The sequence below is a fragment of the Mucilaginibacter sp. P4_G9 genome (assembly GCF_056400985.1).
Genome location: NZ_JBFUKF010000071.1, coordinates 1 through 18,257, shown reverse-complemented (window position 1 = coordinate 18,257; position 18,257 = coordinate 1). Strand labels below are relative to the sequence as shown.

The following is an 18,257-nucleotide window of genomic DNA, read 5'->3' as shown; positions in this document are numbered from 1 at the left end:
CTTCAGCATCACGCTATTGTTAAACAATAATTTGTAAAATCATGTATAAAACACTAAATTTGAAAGAGTTCATCGGTCAGGATACATTTAATATTGTTTACGACGAACAACAAAAGGCAACCGCTGTTCTTATTCCTGTGAGCCATTGGCACCCAGCAAAGGCGGCGGAACTACAAATTCTAATGGAGCAACTAACTTACATACCAGTTTTTGAATGTTCTTTAAAAGAGCTGGAAGAACGGTTGTGTCCTGAAATCCAAAATGTAGAAGCCGAAAACACTCATTTGGGTCTCTATAACGTTTATGAGGCAGCGGGAAATCAAGAGTATAATAATCACGTTATTCGTGAATATGCCGATCATCGAGAGTTGGTTAAAGTAAATACCACCACAGGTGACAGCCAGATAGTYAGCAGGAGATTTTAATGGAACAGCCGGAACTATTTGTTTTTGCCGGGCCAAATGGCGCYGGTAAAAGCACGCTGTCRTCCTCYATGGTACCACCTGGTACTCCTATTTTTGATGGCGATAAAGAATTTATACTTCTAAAAAAGCAATTTCCAGGTTTAGACAGCGGTAATTTATATGACGCAGTTAACGGGCATGTATTTTCGGGCTGGAAAGAAACCATGCAAGCCAAAAATGCAACCTGTGCTTTCGAGACGAACTTTCGAACAGAAGATATCATGAAATCAGTCAATGAATTTAAGCTTAAGGGCTATAGTACCCGATTATTTTTCTTTGGCTTGGATGAAATTGCTATGTCTTTTGAGCGCGTACGTTTAAGGGTAGCTAAAGGAGGGCACGATGTATCGGCAGATAACATCAAAGCTAATTATGAGCAGTCATTAATTAACCTGCAAAAATATTACCATACTTTTGATCAAGTTATCTTAATGAAAGCCGCATCTAAGGAAAAGGGACAAAATATTTCGGTATATCTGAAATATGCTGATGGTAAACTTGTCGAACAGGCTCCTAATTTACCGCAATGGGTTAACCGCATCGTTCAAGACATGGGAACATCCATGGAGAAAACGCAAGAGCAACAACGTATAGTAAAACCCGAACAGGATCAGAGTCCTGGGCGTTCATTAGGTAGCGGCGGCATCAAACGTTAATTTGCGAGGGTAATTATATGTGCCGTGCACCTCTTCTTCAACTGCACGCACTCAGTCATATCACCGCTTAAACAACCGGGAGCTTAAAGCATGAAAAGTGTCAAGGGCCGGCGATAGCCGGTTTATATACCCTTGACACTTTTCATGCGTGAGCTAATTTTGTGACCGCGGTGCTGTGACTAACCGATAACCCGCGGGCGGGAAAGGCAGGTGTGTATGAGGAACGAATACACTCCTGCACGTGCGGCGGCGAGACTGGCGGCGTAATGAAACCCGGAGCGCAGCGCGTGGTGTAATGAAGCCGCCTGCCGCAGCTGCATGGCCACTTTTATATATCAAAAGGACAAATATCTTTTCTATAATAACTCACTGCTTCAATGCGAGATCTGCTGGCCCTGGTATTTTTTCTTTCGTTTTTTCTTTGCCTCGGCCTCGCTTTCAGGGACAATATTAGCACCTCCTGTATACATCGGTTCCAGCATCACTTCTAGGAAGCTTGCGGCTGTCTTACCCGCTGCCGATAGCATATTCGCTGTTGTCGTAAATAAGCCTTCCGCAACTCCCTGAGCGAGTTCATTAGCCACCGACCTGCTTTTGTAATTTTGCGAAGCTCCTTCGGCCAACACACCTAATTGTTCCCGCTGTGATAGCTCCCCGTTCTTTTGAACATTGGCATATGCCATCGTATCTTTTAACTGCCTGTCAAATCCAAACAGGCTGTCGAAAAGAGATTCTCCGCTCTGTTTGAATGCTACCCGGTCAAACTGCCCCATCTTTTTAGAATGCTCTCCATTTTTTCCTCTTGAGGTGTTCATTGGGCTAAGCTTGATCTTATTGGTTATATCCTTACGGCTGACAATAACCTGCACATGCATCTGCTCACCCTCTTTACGTTCGCCCCGTTGTTTTAAACCTTGTTTTACTTCCGGATCAGTATGGCTGTAGTAACGGTAGTTTTCCAACTTGGCGAACCATAACAAGTCTTGGTTACTGTTCACACCATCCCGGTTAAAGTTTTTTGCGTAGGCATCCATCACCCTGACCGCAAAGCCTTTCATATGTTCTTTAGCACTTTCTTCGCCATACTGTTCTTTCAGAAACCTGATCTCTTTCTGGCTCGGGCTGATATTGATTAAGAAAAACTTAGCATCGTCTTTACCCAGCTTGGCGACATTACCATCTATGGTGCGCATGACCTCATAAGGCTCGATTCTGATCTGCCTACCATTGAACCAGTATTCAGGTTCCTGCTTATGATCAATCCTGTTTTCTTTTTCCAGGTAATTTACTAGTCCCGCGCTGCTGCCTTTGTTCGCTGCTTCTTTGCTGTCCGTGATATTGATAAACATAAAGCCCCCTAACCCCCTAAAGGGGGAATTAAAATATATGATTAAAGTAAACTTACCTGCGATCTGGTAACAGCGATCAACTCATCTTTTTCCCTGGCCGATGTCATCATCCCGAAAGCCTCCCGTGATTTGATGTAACCATCAAAGATGAACAGGAATTGTTTTTTCAGGTGTTCCTTACTTTTTTGATTTTTCGAAATCGTTTCCATCAGCGCATCCATTCCGGTTAACTTTTGCGCCATCACGTGCTGATTATTTAGCAAATCCGTATTCGCCTTGAGGATTTGCGTATTAAAACGTTCGATGATCTTGGCTTGTGATACAGATACCCGATCCATTTCTGTTTTGATCGGAATGAGCAACATATTCTCCTGGCTTTTGATAAAACCGATATACTGCTGGTGATTCTTCATCAGCGCATTTTTTAATAACTCATCATTCAGGTCCAGCGGGTCTTTCTTGCTTTTATAAAAGTAATCGACCATCTGGATAAACACCTGCCGCTTTGTCCTGCCCAGTTTAAGGGCGATCTTTTCAAACTTCTGATCTACCGTAACCGGGTATCTCACTGATCTTACATTGATATCTTCCATGCTATCCTTTCATATTGACGGCATAGCTGTTTATACAGTCATGCCTTTATTCCTATATACAGGATACCGCCGAGTATCCTGTTTTCTTTTATTTCACAGGCGGAAACGCCCTAAAGTATCCCCGGAGGATACGTAAAACCCCCGTAGCGAAGCGTAGGGCAAGCAAAGTAGGGCTCTGCCCAACTTCCGCTTGCTCCCTTCGCTTTCGCAAAGCGACCGCCGCTTTCCCTTCCTCATTTGCGAAGCAAATCATTACCGGTGCAGCCAAGGGCTGCACCGGATTGATATAGCTGGATATCTGTCTATCCATATATCGGAATAACCAGTTATTCCGATATGCAGCTATTTGTATAGCCCGGTATACAGATATACCGATACAAAGTATCGGGCTACACTTCCCAACCGGCTGGCCAGTATACCTGGCTGCCGAGTTTGGGGTGGTATGATGGCTCATAGCGGATGTAACCATATTCATCGAGTTCTTTGATACACTTGTGATACGTTGCAATTGACGCGACCTTGGAAAACGCCATAAGCGTTTTCCGGGTCACACTGAACGGGCTTGTAAAACCGYTCCGCTGCCAACAGACAAACAAACCTGTAAACAGGCTAAGATGCGTTGGCAGCAGCCGGTCGTCTTTTTCCATGCGCCTGACCAGGCTGGCATAACCGGCCAATTCTTTAACAATTTCCTTCTGCAACTTCATTTGCCTTCACCCTCCAGGATCTCGTTGATGTCTTCCAGTTTGTAATACATAATACTACCTACTTTGGTAAAACGCAGTGTTCCATTAATTCGTAGGTTCTGAAGTGTGCCGGGCGAGATGCCCAACAGCTTCCGCACTTCGACGCTCCTCAGCCATTTCTTAGATTGCCCTTGTCCGGGCTGCATCAGCTGTTTGATCTCCTTCAATAACTCTCCTTTAAACTCCCTTAAATCCTCCTTAGTGATCAATTCAATTGCTGTCATAGTTGATATTTTTTTCGTGAATAATTCTTGTCCAAATTTGGGCAAGCGCTATTTTATTAATTGGGGACTTTAATAGGGTGACCCCAAATGTTTGTATATTAAATCTTGTTTAGTTTCGCACCGTGATAACCTCCTTTCTTTATTAAACCCGTTCAGCGGAACAATAAAATACCAGCCACTAAATACAATGGTTCAAAAATGAGGGCTAAAACAGCAAAATGAATGACCATTGGAGGCGTTTGGTCACGAATGAAAAGACAAAAGCCTATTTTTTAGGCTTTTGTATAATTTTGAAGAGTTTGTCTTTTTCGGCGATGATCGTGTATTTCGGAGGTGGGTTTTCCTTATCGGCCGGGAAATAATTCTGAGCGGTGCCTATAGCAATAGGTTTATCTCCGTTTAAAAAATTCTTGGCGATCAATTTATACCAGGGGCTTGCCGTTTGGCTGTTTACCAATTTATTATCGTTCGGCAACTTCAAATCCCTTATTTGATCAATCAGGTCAATGAACACCGGCAGGCCGTCCTTGCTGATGACGATCTTTTCACCGGMTTCATATTTAATGTAATCTTTAATCTGGTTCTCCAGTTCTTTGATTTTTGCTTCTAACTGGTCAATCTGTTTATTTTTATCAGCGATAACTGATTCCAAGGGCTGTGTTTTGTGCCACTGATCAATACTTTCCAGGTATGCCAGAAACGCTTCCAGTTTGGCGGTAAATTTCAATCCCTGGGCGGACGGCTTAAGCCCTTTGTAGAATTTAATCCTGGTATTTACAATATCATAAACATGATCGAAAAAAGCCTCTTCCTGTCCGGCGTTTCCCTCAAGGTAGTGATTTAACTGGTAATTGTAAAACGTAGCGTACTCATCTTTTTTGATCTTATAAATCTTATTGACAAGGAAATTTAAACCGAAAATCCTGTCTGTAAATATTAGCCAACCGATATCATACCGGTGAGGATTTAACTCAAAGCGACCGCGAAACTTGAAATAGGTATCCGATATCATAAGATTATTATACGTTTTTAATAAACAATATATTATAATTTGGTTTATCAGATTTCATAGCAAATATTAATTATCGAAAGGGTTCGATCCCCTTTGCGTTAAGACAATAGTTGTTTTCCGGATTTTGGTTCTGTCGAGAGGGTATGATTAACAGACAGAAATACGTCGACAAAACTTTGTAGAAGTATTGACGAATGTCAAAATTTGATTTCATTCATTACGCAATCGTGGTTTCTATAATGTAAATATTAAAGCCAAGACTTGGCCTTAATTTATACGGCAATGCATCGTTATCAATTGGCTATCGGTAAGGGGGATATTTTGGCAGATCGCGAAATGTTTGAGTATGGCCGAACGGGGTGGTTTTTTCTATAAAAATTTAACAATAATCGTTGTTTAAAGCACTTTGAAAGCTATTTTTTAGACTGTCTCAAAATAGCTTTTTATAAAGTAGATACTTTTCGATTTTTCAGAACTTTTTGATGTGTTCTTCGCTTAATAGGGTAAGAAGGCATAATCATTTTTCAGATAATTGGTCGCCATTTAATCATTTAAAAAGGGATAATCGATATAGACTTGTTCTCCGCCACCAAACATACTTCCCTACCGGACAGTTTTCGAATGCTTGTAAATCATTTTTAGATTTCATCTCATTGATATTCAATATTTCTAACGTTTCAGTAAGTACCTTACCATCAGGTAAGTACTTGTGTAAACGTAACTCACAGCATACATTTACACAACCACTTAAGAAAAGAGAAAATGAAAGTAAAACTAATAGCAGCAATACTGTTTTTTGCGGTAAATCTAACTTGTGTACAGGCACAAAAAGTAAATCATTCTCTAAAAAATAAAAATAGTGTTATGAAACAAGAAGAAGACAACAAGAAAATAGCTAGCACAGCTTACCAAAGAATTTTTGGGGATCTGGATACTTCTGCGGTTGATGAGTATATGAGTAAGAATTTCTTACAACATAACCCAACAATAGCTGACGGCCCGGAAGGAGTAAAGGCTCTTGTAAAAATGCTTATCTCTAAAGGCATATCCCACCAGAAAATTGAGTTTAAACATATTGTTGCAGATGGMGATATTGTTATCCTTCATTCACGGTATGAAATGGCAGGGAAAGAATCAAGGTTTATTGATATTTATCGTTTAGAAAATGGAAAATTAGCCGAGCATTGGGATGCTATGATGCAGATGCCAGACAGGCGTGCCAATAACAATCCGATGTTCTAAATTAAATTCGAATTTCTGTAACTTACGACAATAAGGGGATAAAAAGGTCCCCTTATTGTCGTTAATAAGATTAACTGCTTAATCAATCCTGAACACAACGGATGTCGAGAACGCCATGTTCGATGGGCAGGTGACAGACAGCCCTTCAGCTTCCTGTTTCCATTGCAGTTTACCGTTATAACCCAACAGGGTCACAGATTTAATTTCCTTGGTAAGATGCTTTGAATCTGTTCCTAATGATCTTATCATCAAGCGTGTTCCGGGTAAAGGTACTGTCATGCAAAAAGCATACAACGCTCCATTTTTACCCCTGGTAAAACGAAAGTCCTGAGGACCGAATTTAAATTCAGCCTGCCTGTGTGTCAATGCCCCTGGGGGCAGCATCTTCAACTTGCCATTCACTTGTTCTCCTTCACCAGGGATGGCCCACGCATAGCTTCCATAAACGGCCTCGCCGTTACGGCGCATCCAAACACCCACTTCCTTTAATAGCTGCTGGCTGCCCTTATTCAGTGATCCATCGGGCAAAATCGAGATACATACTGCCGCGTTTCCGTCGCGGGCTATGGCCTCTATAATATAACGGATTACCATGCCCGAGTCATATGTAAATCCAGGTTCGTAAAACCAGTCGCCTACCGGCGCTTCTGCTATCCAGGGTTGATCTGTTTTTATATTCGCCGGAATTCCGAATTCCTCGGTATTTACTGTGCCATTTGTTTTATCGCGGAATTTTACGATGCTAAATGTGTTTACCGCCCCGCGCTTTTTAAGCGTACGGTTATAATAATCAGCAATAACCGTTTGCATGGCATCGGCTTTTAACCCGGTGCCTGTTCCATTACCTGTAAATGGCCCTTGAACCGTGCCGTCGGTGTAAATAAAATCCGGGTCGTAATGTTCTACCACATCCATCATCCTTAATGCCCATCGAGTGGCATACCATTTGGCATAGTCCAAATGATTATTGAAAATGCCGGCTGGCGGTGGGTTCCATGGAGAAGCCGCTTCCTTTTCAACGCCTTTGTATTCGCGCAGGTCAATTCCGTAAAGTAAACGCGGATCATATCCTTGCCACCATTTGCCTTTACCATCGGCTAAGGTGAGGTTACCATCGTAAGGAATGCCTTTTTTTTCGCCAACTTTGTCGCTCCCAAACGCTGTTTGCCACCACCACCAGGTATATTCGTGATGGAAAGTTACTCCATAACGCATACCATTTGCCCGGCAAGCTTTAGCCCATTCGCCAATTATATCGCGCTTGGGGCCAATATTAACAGAATTCCATGGCTGATAACGCGAATTCCACATATCATAATTGTCATGATGTACGCCCTGAATCACCAGGAACCGGGCCCCAGCATCTTTATATATCTTAGTCAATTTAGCAGGGTCAAGTTTGATAGGGTTCCAATCACGAAGCACTTCTTTGTATCCAGCTTCGGAAGGGTGACCATATTTCTTGAGGTGATTATTATAGGCTTTCGTCCCCGGCGTATAAAGCCTGCGCGCGTACCAATCGCCGCTTTCACCTGCCGCTTGCGGTCCAAAGTGAACCCATATACCAAACTTCGCCTCACGAAGCCAATCGGGTTCGCCTGGATAATTCTTTTCAATCGATTCCCAGTTTGGCTCAAACGGCCCTTCAGCAATAGGAATATCCAATTTAAATTCAGGAAACGATTTCCAATCTCCCATGGGTACACTATCAATTGGCAATCGCGCCGGAATGGCCGGAAATGGGGGGAGCTGTGTTTTTGATGTAGTTTTTGTTTCCCACTTAACGTTTTGGGCGCTTAGTTTAAATGACGCTACCACGATAAATAAAACAACTCCTAAAATTCTGCTCATAATTAATTACTGATTATTGTTATTTAAAAGTGGATTTTCCACGAAATACAAAAGCTATTCATTTAAATTCTTTAATCTGAAAAAATGATTTTCTTGAAATTTAGACAATACCCGGACAACAATCCCGTGGCTAATCCTTTTATTAAAGTTCTTCTTTTCATACGATTTTTCCTAAAAAGCAACATCAGGAAGGTGGCCCTGAAAAGGCCACACTTCCATCCGCTGCCGCCCTCAGGGCTACCAATTAAACCAAATTTATTACCTAATAACCCGGATTCTGCTTTAAATTAGGGTTAATCTGAATTTCTGATTGAGGAATTGGCCATAACTCATTTTTCCCGATAATAAAGGCCCGTTTTTTGTACAGATAAAAGCCATTAGCATCTACCGGGAATTGCGTGTAARTTGATGGTGAATTAGTCAGTTTCATACCTGTAAATTGACGGTTGTTTTCTGACCCGATTATCCCCCAGCGTAAGCAATCATAATATCTAAGGCCTTCAAACGCAAATTCTATATGGCGCTCTCTTCTTATAATCGTACGCAATGCATCTTTATCTGTAGTGGTTACGGCCGGCATTTTTACAGCGGCTCTTCCACGCACTTTATTAATAGTTTGATCTAATAACGACTGCGTGATTGGGGCACCTGACTCCAATTGCGATTCCAAATAGCCTAAAAGCACTTCAGCATATCTGATGATAGGGAAGTTATTGCCATCGTTACTTACGTTACCAAGGGTGGGATCATCCTCAAGGAACTTATAAATTGCATATCCGCTCCACACACCCGGGTATTCGTCAAGCCTATCGGGCTTATTGGTCCCCGGATCCGATGAGTAAGAAGCACCCCTGAATTTAGTACGATTGTTGATCATGACAGTAAAATCTAACCTTGGGTCGCGATTATTGTAAGGGTTATTTTTGTCATATAATGGAGATTTGTCAATCGTCGAGCCATCCATACATTCATAATCCTGTACAAGCTCATTGAAAGGAGAGTATTGGTGCCATCCTCCCCAAGTCTCAGGTGTTAGATATTGAAGTAAGGAATGACTATAAGTGTTTTGAATATACTGCATAGACATAATGACTTCATGGCTTAACTCACCTGCATTCAAAAATAATTCACGGTATCTTGGATCTATAACATAGTAACCAAAATTAATGATGGTTTGGTAACTTTGAGCAGCGTCCGTCCATTTTTTCTCTGCCATTTGTAAACGGCCAAGTATGGCCAAAGCCGAGGCAGCAGTCATGTGTCCCTGCTGCGAATCTGAAACACTGGGTGGCATAAGCACAGCGGCAGCCTTTAACTCGGTCTCGCAAAAGGCATATACGCCTGCCTGGTTAGTTTGCGTATTGCTGTTGGACTGCTCAACTGTTTGTACATGCTGTATCAACGGTATGTTGCCGAAATAGAGCGCGAGGTTGAAATAATTATAAGCCCTGATCGTACGCACTTCACCAATCATTACGTTTTTTGCGGTAGCGTCCATAGTCACACCGTCTATGTGATCCAGAAAATTATTACACTTGGTAATTTGATTATAGGCCCCAGAATAGTAGGAACCGACAAAACCATATGAAGCATTCAGGGTGCCGTCAGTAAAATGGTCTGGGATCGATTCTTTTTCCGAGCCATCACCTGCCATCAGATCGAGGTTTACCATTGAAGTACCTGCCCAGAAATTGTAACCGGTATATCCGGCTCCTGAATTATATACACCTGCAAGGGCCAGCTTTGCATCTGATGCTGATTTCCAAAAAGAAGCATCTGATAATGCGGATAAGGGCTGTTTATCTAAAAGATTTTTCTGACAGCTTGAAAATGAGCATGCAATAACTGCTGCTATAATTAACCATGTTTTGCTTCTGCCGAAGCAGAATTTAATATTTTTCATTTGTGTTGAATTAATGATTTAATAAAACAGCTTAAAATTTAAGGTTTAAACCAAAGGTGTATAATTTGGTAAGCGGGTAGTAGGAAGGCCCGTCATTATATCCTTGTGGCACTTCCGGATCAAATCCAGGGAAGAATTTTTTCCATGTATACAGGTTTTGCCCGCCTACAAATAGTCTTAAGCGTGCAACATGTAACTTTTGTAAAACGCCATTGCTGAATGAGTAACCTATTTGTGCATTCTTAAGTCTTACAAAGCTGGCGTCCCTGATAAAGAAAGTAGAAGACTGYACGTTTTCGCTTCCCTGGCTTAAATTGGTAATTTGCGGATATTTGGCATTTGAATTTGGATTGGCAGGAGTCCATGCATTATCAACCTGCCATTGCTGTATATTACCACCATTGTAATAAGCAAAAGTATTATAATAGCTTATTTGCCTTGAGAAACCGGCTAAGCCCTGAAACAGCGCCGATGCATCAAACCCTTTGTAAGAAGCATTTAATGTAAGGCCGAATGAGTATTTGGGATTAGTATTTGCAATGATTTTGCGATCGTTGGTGGCATCTACTTTACCATCGCCATCGAGGTCTTTAAAGCGGATTACTCCAGGTTTGCCGGCAATTGGCTGGGTTGGATAGCTGGCAACGTCGGCTGCATTGGTAAAGATACCATCAGCCACATAGCCGTAAATGGTATTAAGCGGTTGGCCAACAAATAAGCGGGCTCCTATATTTTGCTGTAAATCGCCGGCTATTTTAGTTACAATGCTTTTAGCATAGGAGAAATTAGGCGCTATGCTAAAATTAACCTGGCCAATATGGTCGCTGTATTTCAGATTGGCTTCAAAACCGGTATTGCGCATAGAGCCCGCGTTACTTGTCGGAGGATTTAAGCCCAGCGTAGCGGAAGCCGGTACCACATATAGGATCCCGGTTGTTACCTTATTGTAAAGTTCTATTGTTCCGCTAAGTTTGCCTTTAAATAAATCAAAATCCAAACCAATATCGCTGGTAGTAGTCGTTTCCCATTTGATATTTATATTAGAAAGATTTGTTAGCGCAGCCCCTGGAGCACTAACACCACCAAAAGTATAGTTTTGGCCAAGTGATATTAAGTTTTGGTAAGGATAATTTGGTACTGCCTGGTTACCTAAACTACCTGTTGAAGCACGGAATTTAAGCTGATCTATCCAGGTGAAATTGTCTTTAATAAATGATTCTTCAGATACTCTCCAACCTACTGAAACCGATGGAAAAAACGCGAACCGGTTAGATGTCGGAAACCGCGATGATCCGTCATTTCTAAAACTGGCTTCCACAAGGTATTTGCCTGCAAAATCATAATTAAACCTTCCAAAATAGGATTGCAAGGCATTTTGAGACCCCGAACCGCCATTTTGCTGATTTGTGGAAGCACCCACATCCAGTTGGTACAGTAAATTATTCGGGAAGTTATCCCGTGAGGCAGAGAAGCCCTGGTTAGCCTCATTTTCCTGCTGATAGCCGGCAAGAATAGAAAAATTGTGCTTTTTATAAGACCGGGCATATTTTAATATGGAGTTCAGGGTAACAATAGATCCGTCAGCGTTACTCTGGTTAAGGTTATTAGGCCCGATATAGGTATTTGCATCAAACTGAACTGTTGGATAGAAAGATTGAGATTGATTGTTATAGTATCGATAACCGGCCTGGCCACTCAAGGATAATCCTGGAACAATTGTCCAGGATAAACTAACGCTTCCTAAAAAGTTTTTGCTTGCAAATTTAGAGAAAGACGGGCTTGCCAACCAACCTTCGGGGCTAAAAGCGTCCTGGTGACCAAACGTACCGTCAGATTTTAAACCAGCGTAGGTATTTGGTTCACGGGCAGCATAACCAATAATACCGTTTATGCCGCCACCGGCACCAATTGGCTGTGTATTATTTTTAGAGAAGCCTGATAAATTAACCTTTAAAAGCAGGTTATCTTTCAGTTTACTATCAATATTCAGCAAAAAATTGTAGGTTTTGGCATTAGTTTCTGCCGTGATACCGTTCTGGTTACGGTAGGTTGTGGAGAACAAATAGGTGCTTTTCGCATCGCCGCCTGAAAAACTCAAATTGTGATCTGTTTGAAATCCGTTGCCAGAATTCAAAAGATTCTTTAAGTGATACACATTTGGAAAATTGTCGGGGTCTGCTCCACCCTGGTATTTTGCAACCGTTGCGTCTGACTGGCCGGTTAATTTCGCATAAGTTGCAGAACTAACAAATGTTGGCAGGTCGGTAGCGTTTTGCCATCCAAAATAATTATTGTAATTAATAGCCATTTTTCCACTCTGCCCACGTTTGGTTTCTACCAAAACAACGCCGTTAGATGCACGGCTACCATAAATAGCAGCGGCAGAGGCATCTTTTAAAATGGAAACGCTTTTGATATTATCAGGGTCAATATCATCTAACGAGCTAACAGCTAAACCATCCTGTAGGATAAGTGGCGCACTTCCGGCACCAAATGTACCGATACCGCGAATGGTAATACCGGCAGCATCGCCACCCGGACGGCCACCACCCTGTTGTATCTGAACACCGGTAAGCAGGCCGCTGAGCACCTGCGATCCTGATGTGAATGGCCTGTTTTCGATATCTGCGGAGCTTGCGGTTGCTACGGAACCGGTGACGTTTACCTTCTTTTGTGTACCATAGCCCACAACAACAACGTCGTTTAAAGACTGATTCATCTCTTCAAGCACCACGTCAATATTCTTTTGATCATTTATAGGAACTTCTTTAGTAGCATAGCCTACTGATGTAAATACCAGTATGCCGCTATTTCCCAAAACCTTAATGGAATAGGCACCGTTGGAATTGGTTACAGCACCAGTAGACGTTCCTTTCAGTTTGACGGTAACTCCCGGTACCGGCTGCCCTTTTTTATCTGTTACCCTGCCCGTTATGACAATTTCATTTTTAGTTGTTGCCGGCGAGGGCTGCCTTTCTTTAATGATTATCGTATTCTTATCGAGAAATACATAAGTCACAGGCTGATCCTTAAAACAAGCATCTAAAACATCTTTTAAAGGCATGTCCTTAACAGAAAGTGAAACGGGCTTAGTTTCATTCAGCATGTCGCTGTCATACAAAAAATTATACCCGCTCTGCTTGCGCAGGTCCTTAAAAACGTTTTGTAATGAGGTGTTTTTTACATTTATACTGATTTGTTGTGCGTACGATGATGCGCTTACATGCAGACAGGTGGCTATCAATACGATGATGGTAAGTTTCATGACACACAGGAATTTATTTACCGCACAGGAATTCCACCTGTATGGAAATTCAATAGAATCTTTATACATTTGAATAGGGTTTATTAAAATTGGTTAGTCGATCAATTCATGATATATCCTTTAAATTGCCCGCAAAGGCATGCTGACCGGGAGCGCTACAACGCTTCCGGTTTTTATTTAGAAGATATAATGATTTTAATTGGAGATAAAAGTACAGTTATGGCATTACGGTAATCCTCCTTCCTTCAACATTAAAGTGAACAGATCCTGTTAATTCAAGTGCTTTCAGCACGGTTCCTACATTTTCGTAACGGGATACGGAACCGCCAAAATTTCTCCTCATCATCTTTTCGCTAAAAGCAACATCTACATCATACCATCTGGATATTTGCCTCATGATGGTTTCAATACTCTCATTGTTAAACGCAAAGAAGCCGTTTTTCCAGGCTGTTTCATCATCTACGTTTACATCCTTAACCTCAAACAATGAGCTTTGGTTATTTAAGACTCCCTGTTCGCCTGGTTTTAAAACTGCCTCGTGCCCATTCTTGAATAATCTTACCTTTCCTTCCAGCAGGGTGGTTTTGACCACTTTTTCGTTATCGTAAGCCATTACATTAAAATGTGTCCCCAGTACCTGCACTTCTAAGCCATTTACAACTACCTTAAAAGGTTTAGTTGCATTTTTTGCGACTTCGAAGTACGCTTCTCCTGATAACTCAACTTTTCGATCCTTTCCGGAAAAGCTAGTTGGATATTTCAGCGCAGTAGCAGCATTCAGCCATACCTTTGTTCCGTCGGATAACACGATTTGGTATTGCCCTCCGCGAGGTGTAGTAACTGTATTTTGATCCGGTTCATTAATGTCGGGTTTTTTATTGCCGGCAGTTCTATTGTCTTTGTACACCAGCAATCCTTCTTTGGTTTTACTGACCTGAACACCTGCTTGCGTGGCGATTTCCCCATTTTTTATATCGTTAAGCACAACAACAGATCCGCCGGCCATAGTTAGATAGGCTTTATTGCCGCCGGGGCGTATTATTGACTGGTTATGCCTGGCAATTAAAGGCGGATTATTTTTTGAATGGTATTGCAATTTCCATATTAACAATGCCGAAGAAACACAGACAAAGAGAACCGCGGCGATTTTCAACCAGAAAAAGACCGGAGCCCTTCCAATCTTTGTTTTTGATTGACTCCGTTTAAACTTGCTGTAAACATCAGCATATATAGCTTTCTCATTACCGAGATCTGGATCCCATTGGTCATCTGGAAGTATCATATTGTCCTGGTAGTTATCCAGCAATGCTTTTTCTTCTGCTGAACACGCTCCGGATAAATACTTTTCGTATAAAGACAGGTATTCCTCTTTGGTCATCGTGAAATGATAATTGTTGGGTGGCTTACAATCATTAAGTGTAGATTTAACAACCAATTTCACACACTTTTAATTTTATTTTTTTAGAGGTGAATGCTGCGGTTATAATTGATCGCATTATGCTATATTCTTACAACGTCCCGTACCATTAAGGTAACTAAAAATATGAGTGACGACTTTCAAATAGCAATTCCCTTTTAATGCATTTATCCGGCTTAAAAAGTTCAAGAGGAGATAAGAAATGTAAAGTTTTTATTAATTTTATCCAACCAATTATATGTCTAAAAAGCATCTTGAGGATTTTGAATTATGGGAGTTCATTCGTACAGGTAGCGAATCGGCTTTTGACGTGCTGTTTAAACGCTATTGGATAAGTATGTACAAATTAGCTTACAGCTATCTGAAGGATCCGGAGGTTAGCAAAGAAATTGTCCACGATGTTTTTATAAGCATTTGGAATAGAAAGGAAGACCTGGAGATCCACTCATTCCGTAACTTCCTGCTTACAGCTATCAGGTATGAAATATACAATCGTATGAGGTCTGCAAAATTGCAGGTCATTTACACTCCTGACTACGCAAATGCGGACTGTTTGTTTGATCAGAATTCTGGTGATGAGCGTATCCAGCAACAAGAATTGGAGCAAGATTTAAATCAATATCTGGAGCAACTACCCAAGCGGTGTAATCTCATTTTTCAGATGAGCAGGAATAAACATTTAACCAATGACGAAATCGCAACTATCCTGGGTGTATCTAAACGAACTGTAGATAATCAGCTTTCTTTAGCAGTAAAACATTTAAAAACCTGTTATAAAAGTCATTCAAAAACTGCTTTTATGGTCTTATTTGTATTGCTATCATCAGCAATATTTGAAGGGTTTAAATTTATCTTTGCATCTTAGAAATTATTTGATGATGCATTGTAAGCTCTTGTTTGCTAATGAGTTCATGCTGGAAGATTGTGGGGTAAATGACTGTACCATTATTATCTAATTACTGCGATATAGGTGTTGTTAGCTAAAATTGAGTATACAAAGCTAACTGCGAAACATTATTTATCGCCTAAGAATCTCGATGTCTTATGTATTGATTGAGATAACCTTTTTCTATGCCCATTTTTTTGCTTAACCGGTAGCCAATGGCTACATATGCCCTGTTTTGATCAAAAATTCGGCCGTTAACTTTGCTTTTATTCCGAGCATTAATAAAAACCTCATTTTGGAGGCTGATAAAAGGCCCTTGGGTAAAAAGGGTATCGTGCCTGAGGGAGATAACCGCACGTGCAAAATACCGGAAACGCTGCGCAAAATATTGATCGTTTCGCAAGGTAGTATTACCAACAAAACGCTGTTCCAGCCTCAAACGGTGTTGTAATATGGTTGCTTTACCCAGTTTTTGATTAACAATAAATTGCTCCCAGATCCTGCTCTCTGGCCGAAAAGTAGGCGCTCCGTCCGCATTTCTGCCATTGTTAGCAGCGTAGGCATATCCCAAAGCTGCTATTTTATTGTTTGCAAAGTAATAGTTAACAGATGGTCGCAGAAGGATGTTACGCAAATAGTCGTATTGATCGGCTGACCTGAATTGAGCATCAAATGATGCTCCCAGCGTTCGGAGAAACGCTGGGTTGAAATAATGCCCCCCAGCCCGAGACATGGCTCTCCTGCGCTGATAGTTTACAAGGCACCCAAAGAAAACTTAGCAATAAAAAGAATCTAAACTTCATTTTCATCGTCGGTAAGGCTTATTTAGATTTCTTTTCCGGAAGATCGTGCAGGGTTTCTTTTAAGAATTCTACTTTTCCGGTGTGAATATCATAAACGGCGCCTACGATCAGTATCTCGCCTTTTGAATATTTTTTATGCAAAATAGGATCTAAATTCCTGAGGGTATTTACCTGATCAATTACATTTTGTCTTACGGCATTATTCACTGGATCACCTGGCATGTGTGCAATCTTGGCTACAGCAGGTTTAATTTCATTTATTAAAGTAACTATGTGGCCGGGAACATCTTCTGGTCTTTGCACTGCAGCCGCCACAGCTCCACACTCAGTATGTCCTAAAACAACAATTAACCTGGTGTATAATTTTATTACCGCATACTCCATACTTCCATAAGAGGCTGCCGATGATACTTGCCCCGCCGTTCTGATAATAAATAAATCACCTACACCCTGGTCAAATACAATTTCATTTGGCACGCGTGAATCAGAACAGCTTACAATGGTTGCAAAAGGTTTTTGACCAAAGCCTAATTTTTTAATGGTTTCAGCATCCTGCCTCGGGCGGATGGATTTGTTTTCGACAAACCTTCTATTGCCTCCCATCAGCTTTTTTATAGCTACTCTTGGTTCAGTAAATGCCGAATCTCTATTTACAATATAGTGATCCGCCCGCCATTTTAAGGAGCCGGGAGCTGATTGATCATGCTTTTTGATGACGGCTGATGATTGTACGTTCTGTGCATCTGCAAAATAATGCAGCGTAAACAATGCAATGATTACAAGTAGTAATTTTTTCATTTAAATAGGTACTAAAAGAGATTTAATGTGTGTTTTTTGCTAGTTAGGCGAAGAAGTTTAAGGCTACACTTATACTATTGAATTGAGATAATTTAATCCTGAGTGTAGGTATCGATAATTGTAAGTACCGTAATTATTCAAATAGGAGAAAGTGTCTCGTGGACTGGAAAGAATGGTACTCAGCCTGCAATGAAATACCTGCGTAGTTTTTTTCAAAGATAAAGAGCATCCTTTTGAATGTTCTTTATCTTAAAAATCCATCATTATTGAATACATGGAAAAAATTATTTCCCCCAAAAGTTATCTTCCAGCTCCTGGTCATCAGAAAACAACCATACACCTGTTATCTTCCCTTTATTTACTTCAAAAAGGTCTATTCCTGTCATATCGATGTTCCGGTCCTCAATTGTACCGCTGAAGCGAACTGGCAGTGCGGCCATATTGCCGTTGACCATTAAATTGCCGTATGGCTTCAATTCAAAAGTTCCCTGGGTTGCTTCCATCATACCACCGAGCATTTTTCCGATCGCCTCGATTCCTGATTTTACTCCTGAAAATTTGTGGGATCCTGGTTGATGCCATTGTGCGTTGGGACTAAAGAATGAAAAGGCAAGGCCTACATCGCCTTTTCCTAAGGCCTCCAAATAAGCTGAAATTATTTCCTTTGGCATCATAATATTTGATTTTTTTTAATGTTTACTTTGCAAAGTAATGTGATATCTTACTTTTGCACAAGTACTTACTTACCGGTAAGGTACTTACCTATAGGTTAGATATATTGATAATCAAATGGAAGAAACTCCAAAAATAATCATGCAGTCGGATATAAACTGCCCGGTTAGAAAATCTTTAGTATTGTTGGGTGGCAAATGGACGTTGTTAATACTGTTCCAGATAAATGAAAGGACTATCAGGTACGGCGAGTTAAAAAGATGTATTCCTGGAATCAGTGAGAAGGTGCTAATTCACGAATTGAACGTCTTGGTGGCAAATGAATTTGTTGCTAAGAAGTCGTACGCGGAAGTTCCCCCAAGAGTTGAATACCGAC

General features: G+C 41.1%; 17 protein-coding genes. 5 read left to right on the top strand and 12 right to left on the bottom strand.

What is annotated here, in order from left to right:
* Nucleotides 1-41: 41 nt before the first annotated feature.
* Both AC1DPZ_RS08945 and AC1DPZ_RS08940 read left to right on the top strand, forming a co-directional pair.
* The gene (locus AC1DPZ_RS08945) at nucleotides 42-425 is read left to right on the top strand and encodes a hypothetical protein (protein WP_188834299.1); all 384 of its coding nucleotides are present in this window, start codon (nucleotides 42-44) and stop codon (nucleotides 423-425) included.
* Entirely contained in the window at nucleotides 425-1,120 is a 696-nt protein-coding gene (locus AC1DPZ_RS08940) for an ATPase (RefSeq protein ID WP_188834298.1), read from the top strand. The genes AC1DPZ_RS08945 and AC1DPZ_RS08940 overlap by 1 nt, the downstream gene beginning before the upstream one ends.
* Nucleotides 1,121-1,494: 374 nt before the next feature.
* Here AC1DPZ_RS08940 and AC1DPZ_RS08935 read toward each other — a convergent pair whose 3' ends face one another.
* The 5 genes from AC1DPZ_RS08935 to AC1DPZ_RS08915 all read right to left on the bottom strand — a co-directional run bounded on the left by AC1DPZ_RS08935 (nucleotide 1,495) and on the right by AC1DPZ_RS08915 (nucleotide 5,044).
* A complete protein-coding gene (locus AC1DPZ_RS08935) occupies nucleotides 1,495-2,469 on the bottom strand; it encodes a DUF5712 family protein (RefSeq protein ID WP_188834297.1) in 975 nt (324 codons plus the stop codon).
* A gap of 41 nt (nucleotides 2,470-2,510) precedes the next feature.
* Nucleotides 2,511-3,062: a BfmA/BtgA family mobilization protein gene (locus tag AC1DPZ_RS08930; RefSeq protein WP_188834296.1), complete on the bottom strand. Its 552-nt coding sequence runs from the start codon at nucleotides 3,060-3,062 to the stop codon at nucleotides 2,511-2,513.
* Nucleotides 3,063-3,451: 389 nt separating this feature from the next.
* Nucleotides 3,452-3,769 (bottom strand): hypothetical protein, encoded by a 318-nt coding sequence (locus tag AC1DPZ_RS08925; RefSeq protein WP_477402630.1) that lies wholly within the window; start codon nucleotides 3,767-3,769, stop codon nucleotides 3,452-3,454.
* Nucleotides 3,766-4,032 carry a helix-turn-helix domain-containing protein gene (locus tag AC1DPZ_RS08920; protein WP_188834294.1) on the bottom strand — a complete coding sequence of 89 codons (267 nt, stop codon included), beginning with the start codon at nucleotides 4,030-4,032 and terminating at the stop codon, nucleotides 3,766-3,768. Before AC1DPZ_RS08920 ends, AC1DPZ_RS08925 begins: the two co-directional genes overlap by 4 nt.
* 265 nt (nucleotides 4,033-4,297) lie before the next feature.
* The gene (locus tag AC1DPZ_RS08915) at nucleotides 4,298-5,044 is read right to left on the bottom strand and encodes a hypothetical protein (RefSeq protein WP_477402629.1); all 747 of its coding nucleotides are present in this window, start codon (nucleotides 5,042-5,044) and stop codon (nucleotides 4,298-4,300) included.
* Nucleotides 5,045-5,806: 762 nt separating this feature from the next.
* Here AC1DPZ_RS08915 and AC1DPZ_RS08910 point away from each other — a divergent pair.
* Nucleotides 5,807-6,286, top strand: coding sequence for a nuclear transport factor 2 family protein (locus AC1DPZ_RS08910; RefSeq protein WP_188834292.1), 480 nt, complete (start codon nucleotides 5,807-5,809; stop codon nucleotides 6,284-6,286).
* Nucleotides 6,287-6,364: 78 nt separating this feature from the next.
* Here AC1DPZ_RS08910 and AC1DPZ_RS08905 read toward each other — a convergent pair whose 3' ends face one another.
* From AC1DPZ_RS08905 to AC1DPZ_RS08890, 4 genes are all read right to left on the bottom strand, one after another.
* Entirely contained in the window at nucleotides 6,365-8,137 is a 1,773-nt protein-coding gene (locus tag AC1DPZ_RS08905) for an alpha-L-fucosidase (RefSeq protein ID WP_188834291.1), read from the bottom strand.
* A gap of 262 nt (nucleotides 8,138-8,399) precedes the next feature.
* Nucleotides 8,400-10,040, bottom strand: coding sequence for a RagB/SusD family nutrient uptake outer membrane protein (locus AC1DPZ_RS08900; protein WP_477402628.1), 1,641 nt, complete (start codon nucleotides 10,038-10,040; stop codon nucleotides 8,400-8,402).
* Nucleotides 10,041-10,071: 31 nt separating this feature from the next.
* Nucleotides 10,072-13,305 carry a TonB-dependent receptor gene (locus AC1DPZ_RS08895; RefSeq protein ID WP_477402627.1) on the bottom strand — a complete coding sequence of 1,078 codons (3,234 nt, stop codon included), beginning with the start codon at nucleotides 13,303-13,305 and terminating at the stop codon, nucleotides 10,072-10,074.
* Nucleotides 13,306-13,522: 217 nt separating this feature from the next.
* Nucleotides 13,523-14,683, bottom strand: coding sequence for a FecR family protein (locus tag AC1DPZ_RS08890; protein ID WP_477402626.1), 1,161 nt, complete (start codon nucleotides 14,681-14,683; stop codon nucleotides 13,523-13,525).
* Nucleotides 14,684-14,960: 277 nt separating this feature from the next.
* On the opposite strand from AC1DPZ_RS08890, the gene AC1DPZ_RS08885 reads away from it, so the two are divergent.
* Nucleotides 14,961-15,587 (top strand): RNA polymerase sigma factor, encoded by a 627-nt coding sequence (locus tag AC1DPZ_RS08885; protein ID WP_188834287.1) that lies wholly within the window; start codon nucleotides 14,961-14,963, stop codon nucleotides 15,585-15,587.
* Nucleotides 15,588-15,747: 160 nt separating this feature from the next.
* Here AC1DPZ_RS08885 and AC1DPZ_RS08880 read toward each other — a convergent pair whose 3' ends face one another.
* From AC1DPZ_RS08880 to AC1DPZ_RS08870, 3 genes are all read right to left on the bottom strand, one after another.
* On the bottom strand, nucleotides 15,748-16,341 hold the full coding sequence (locus tag AC1DPZ_RS08880) for a DUF2490 domain-containing protein (protein WP_188834286.1): 594 nt from the start codon (nucleotides 16,339-16,341) through the stop codon (nucleotides 15,748-15,750).
* 88 nt (nucleotides 16,342-16,429) lie between these two features.
* Complete coding sequence (locus AC1DPZ_RS08875; RefSeq protein WP_229701735.1) at nucleotides 16,430-17,209, bottom strand: carbonic anhydrase; 780 nt, start codon at nucleotides 17,207-17,209, stop codon at nucleotides 16,430-16,432.
* A gap of 284 nt (nucleotides 17,210-17,493) precedes the next feature.
* Nucleotides 17,494-17,883: a nuclear transport factor 2 family protein gene (locus AC1DPZ_RS08870; protein WP_188834285.1), complete on the bottom strand. Its 390-nt coding sequence runs from the start codon at nucleotides 17,881-17,883 to the stop codon at nucleotides 17,494-17,496.
* 115 nt (nucleotides 17,884-17,998) lie between these two features.
* On the opposite strand from AC1DPZ_RS08870, the gene AC1DPZ_RS08865 reads away from it, so the two are divergent.
* The coding region (locus AC1DPZ_RS08865) for a winged helix-turn-helix transcriptional regulator (RefSeq protein WP_477402625.1) at nucleotides 17,999-18,257 on the top strand (259 nt) is incomplete at its 3' end.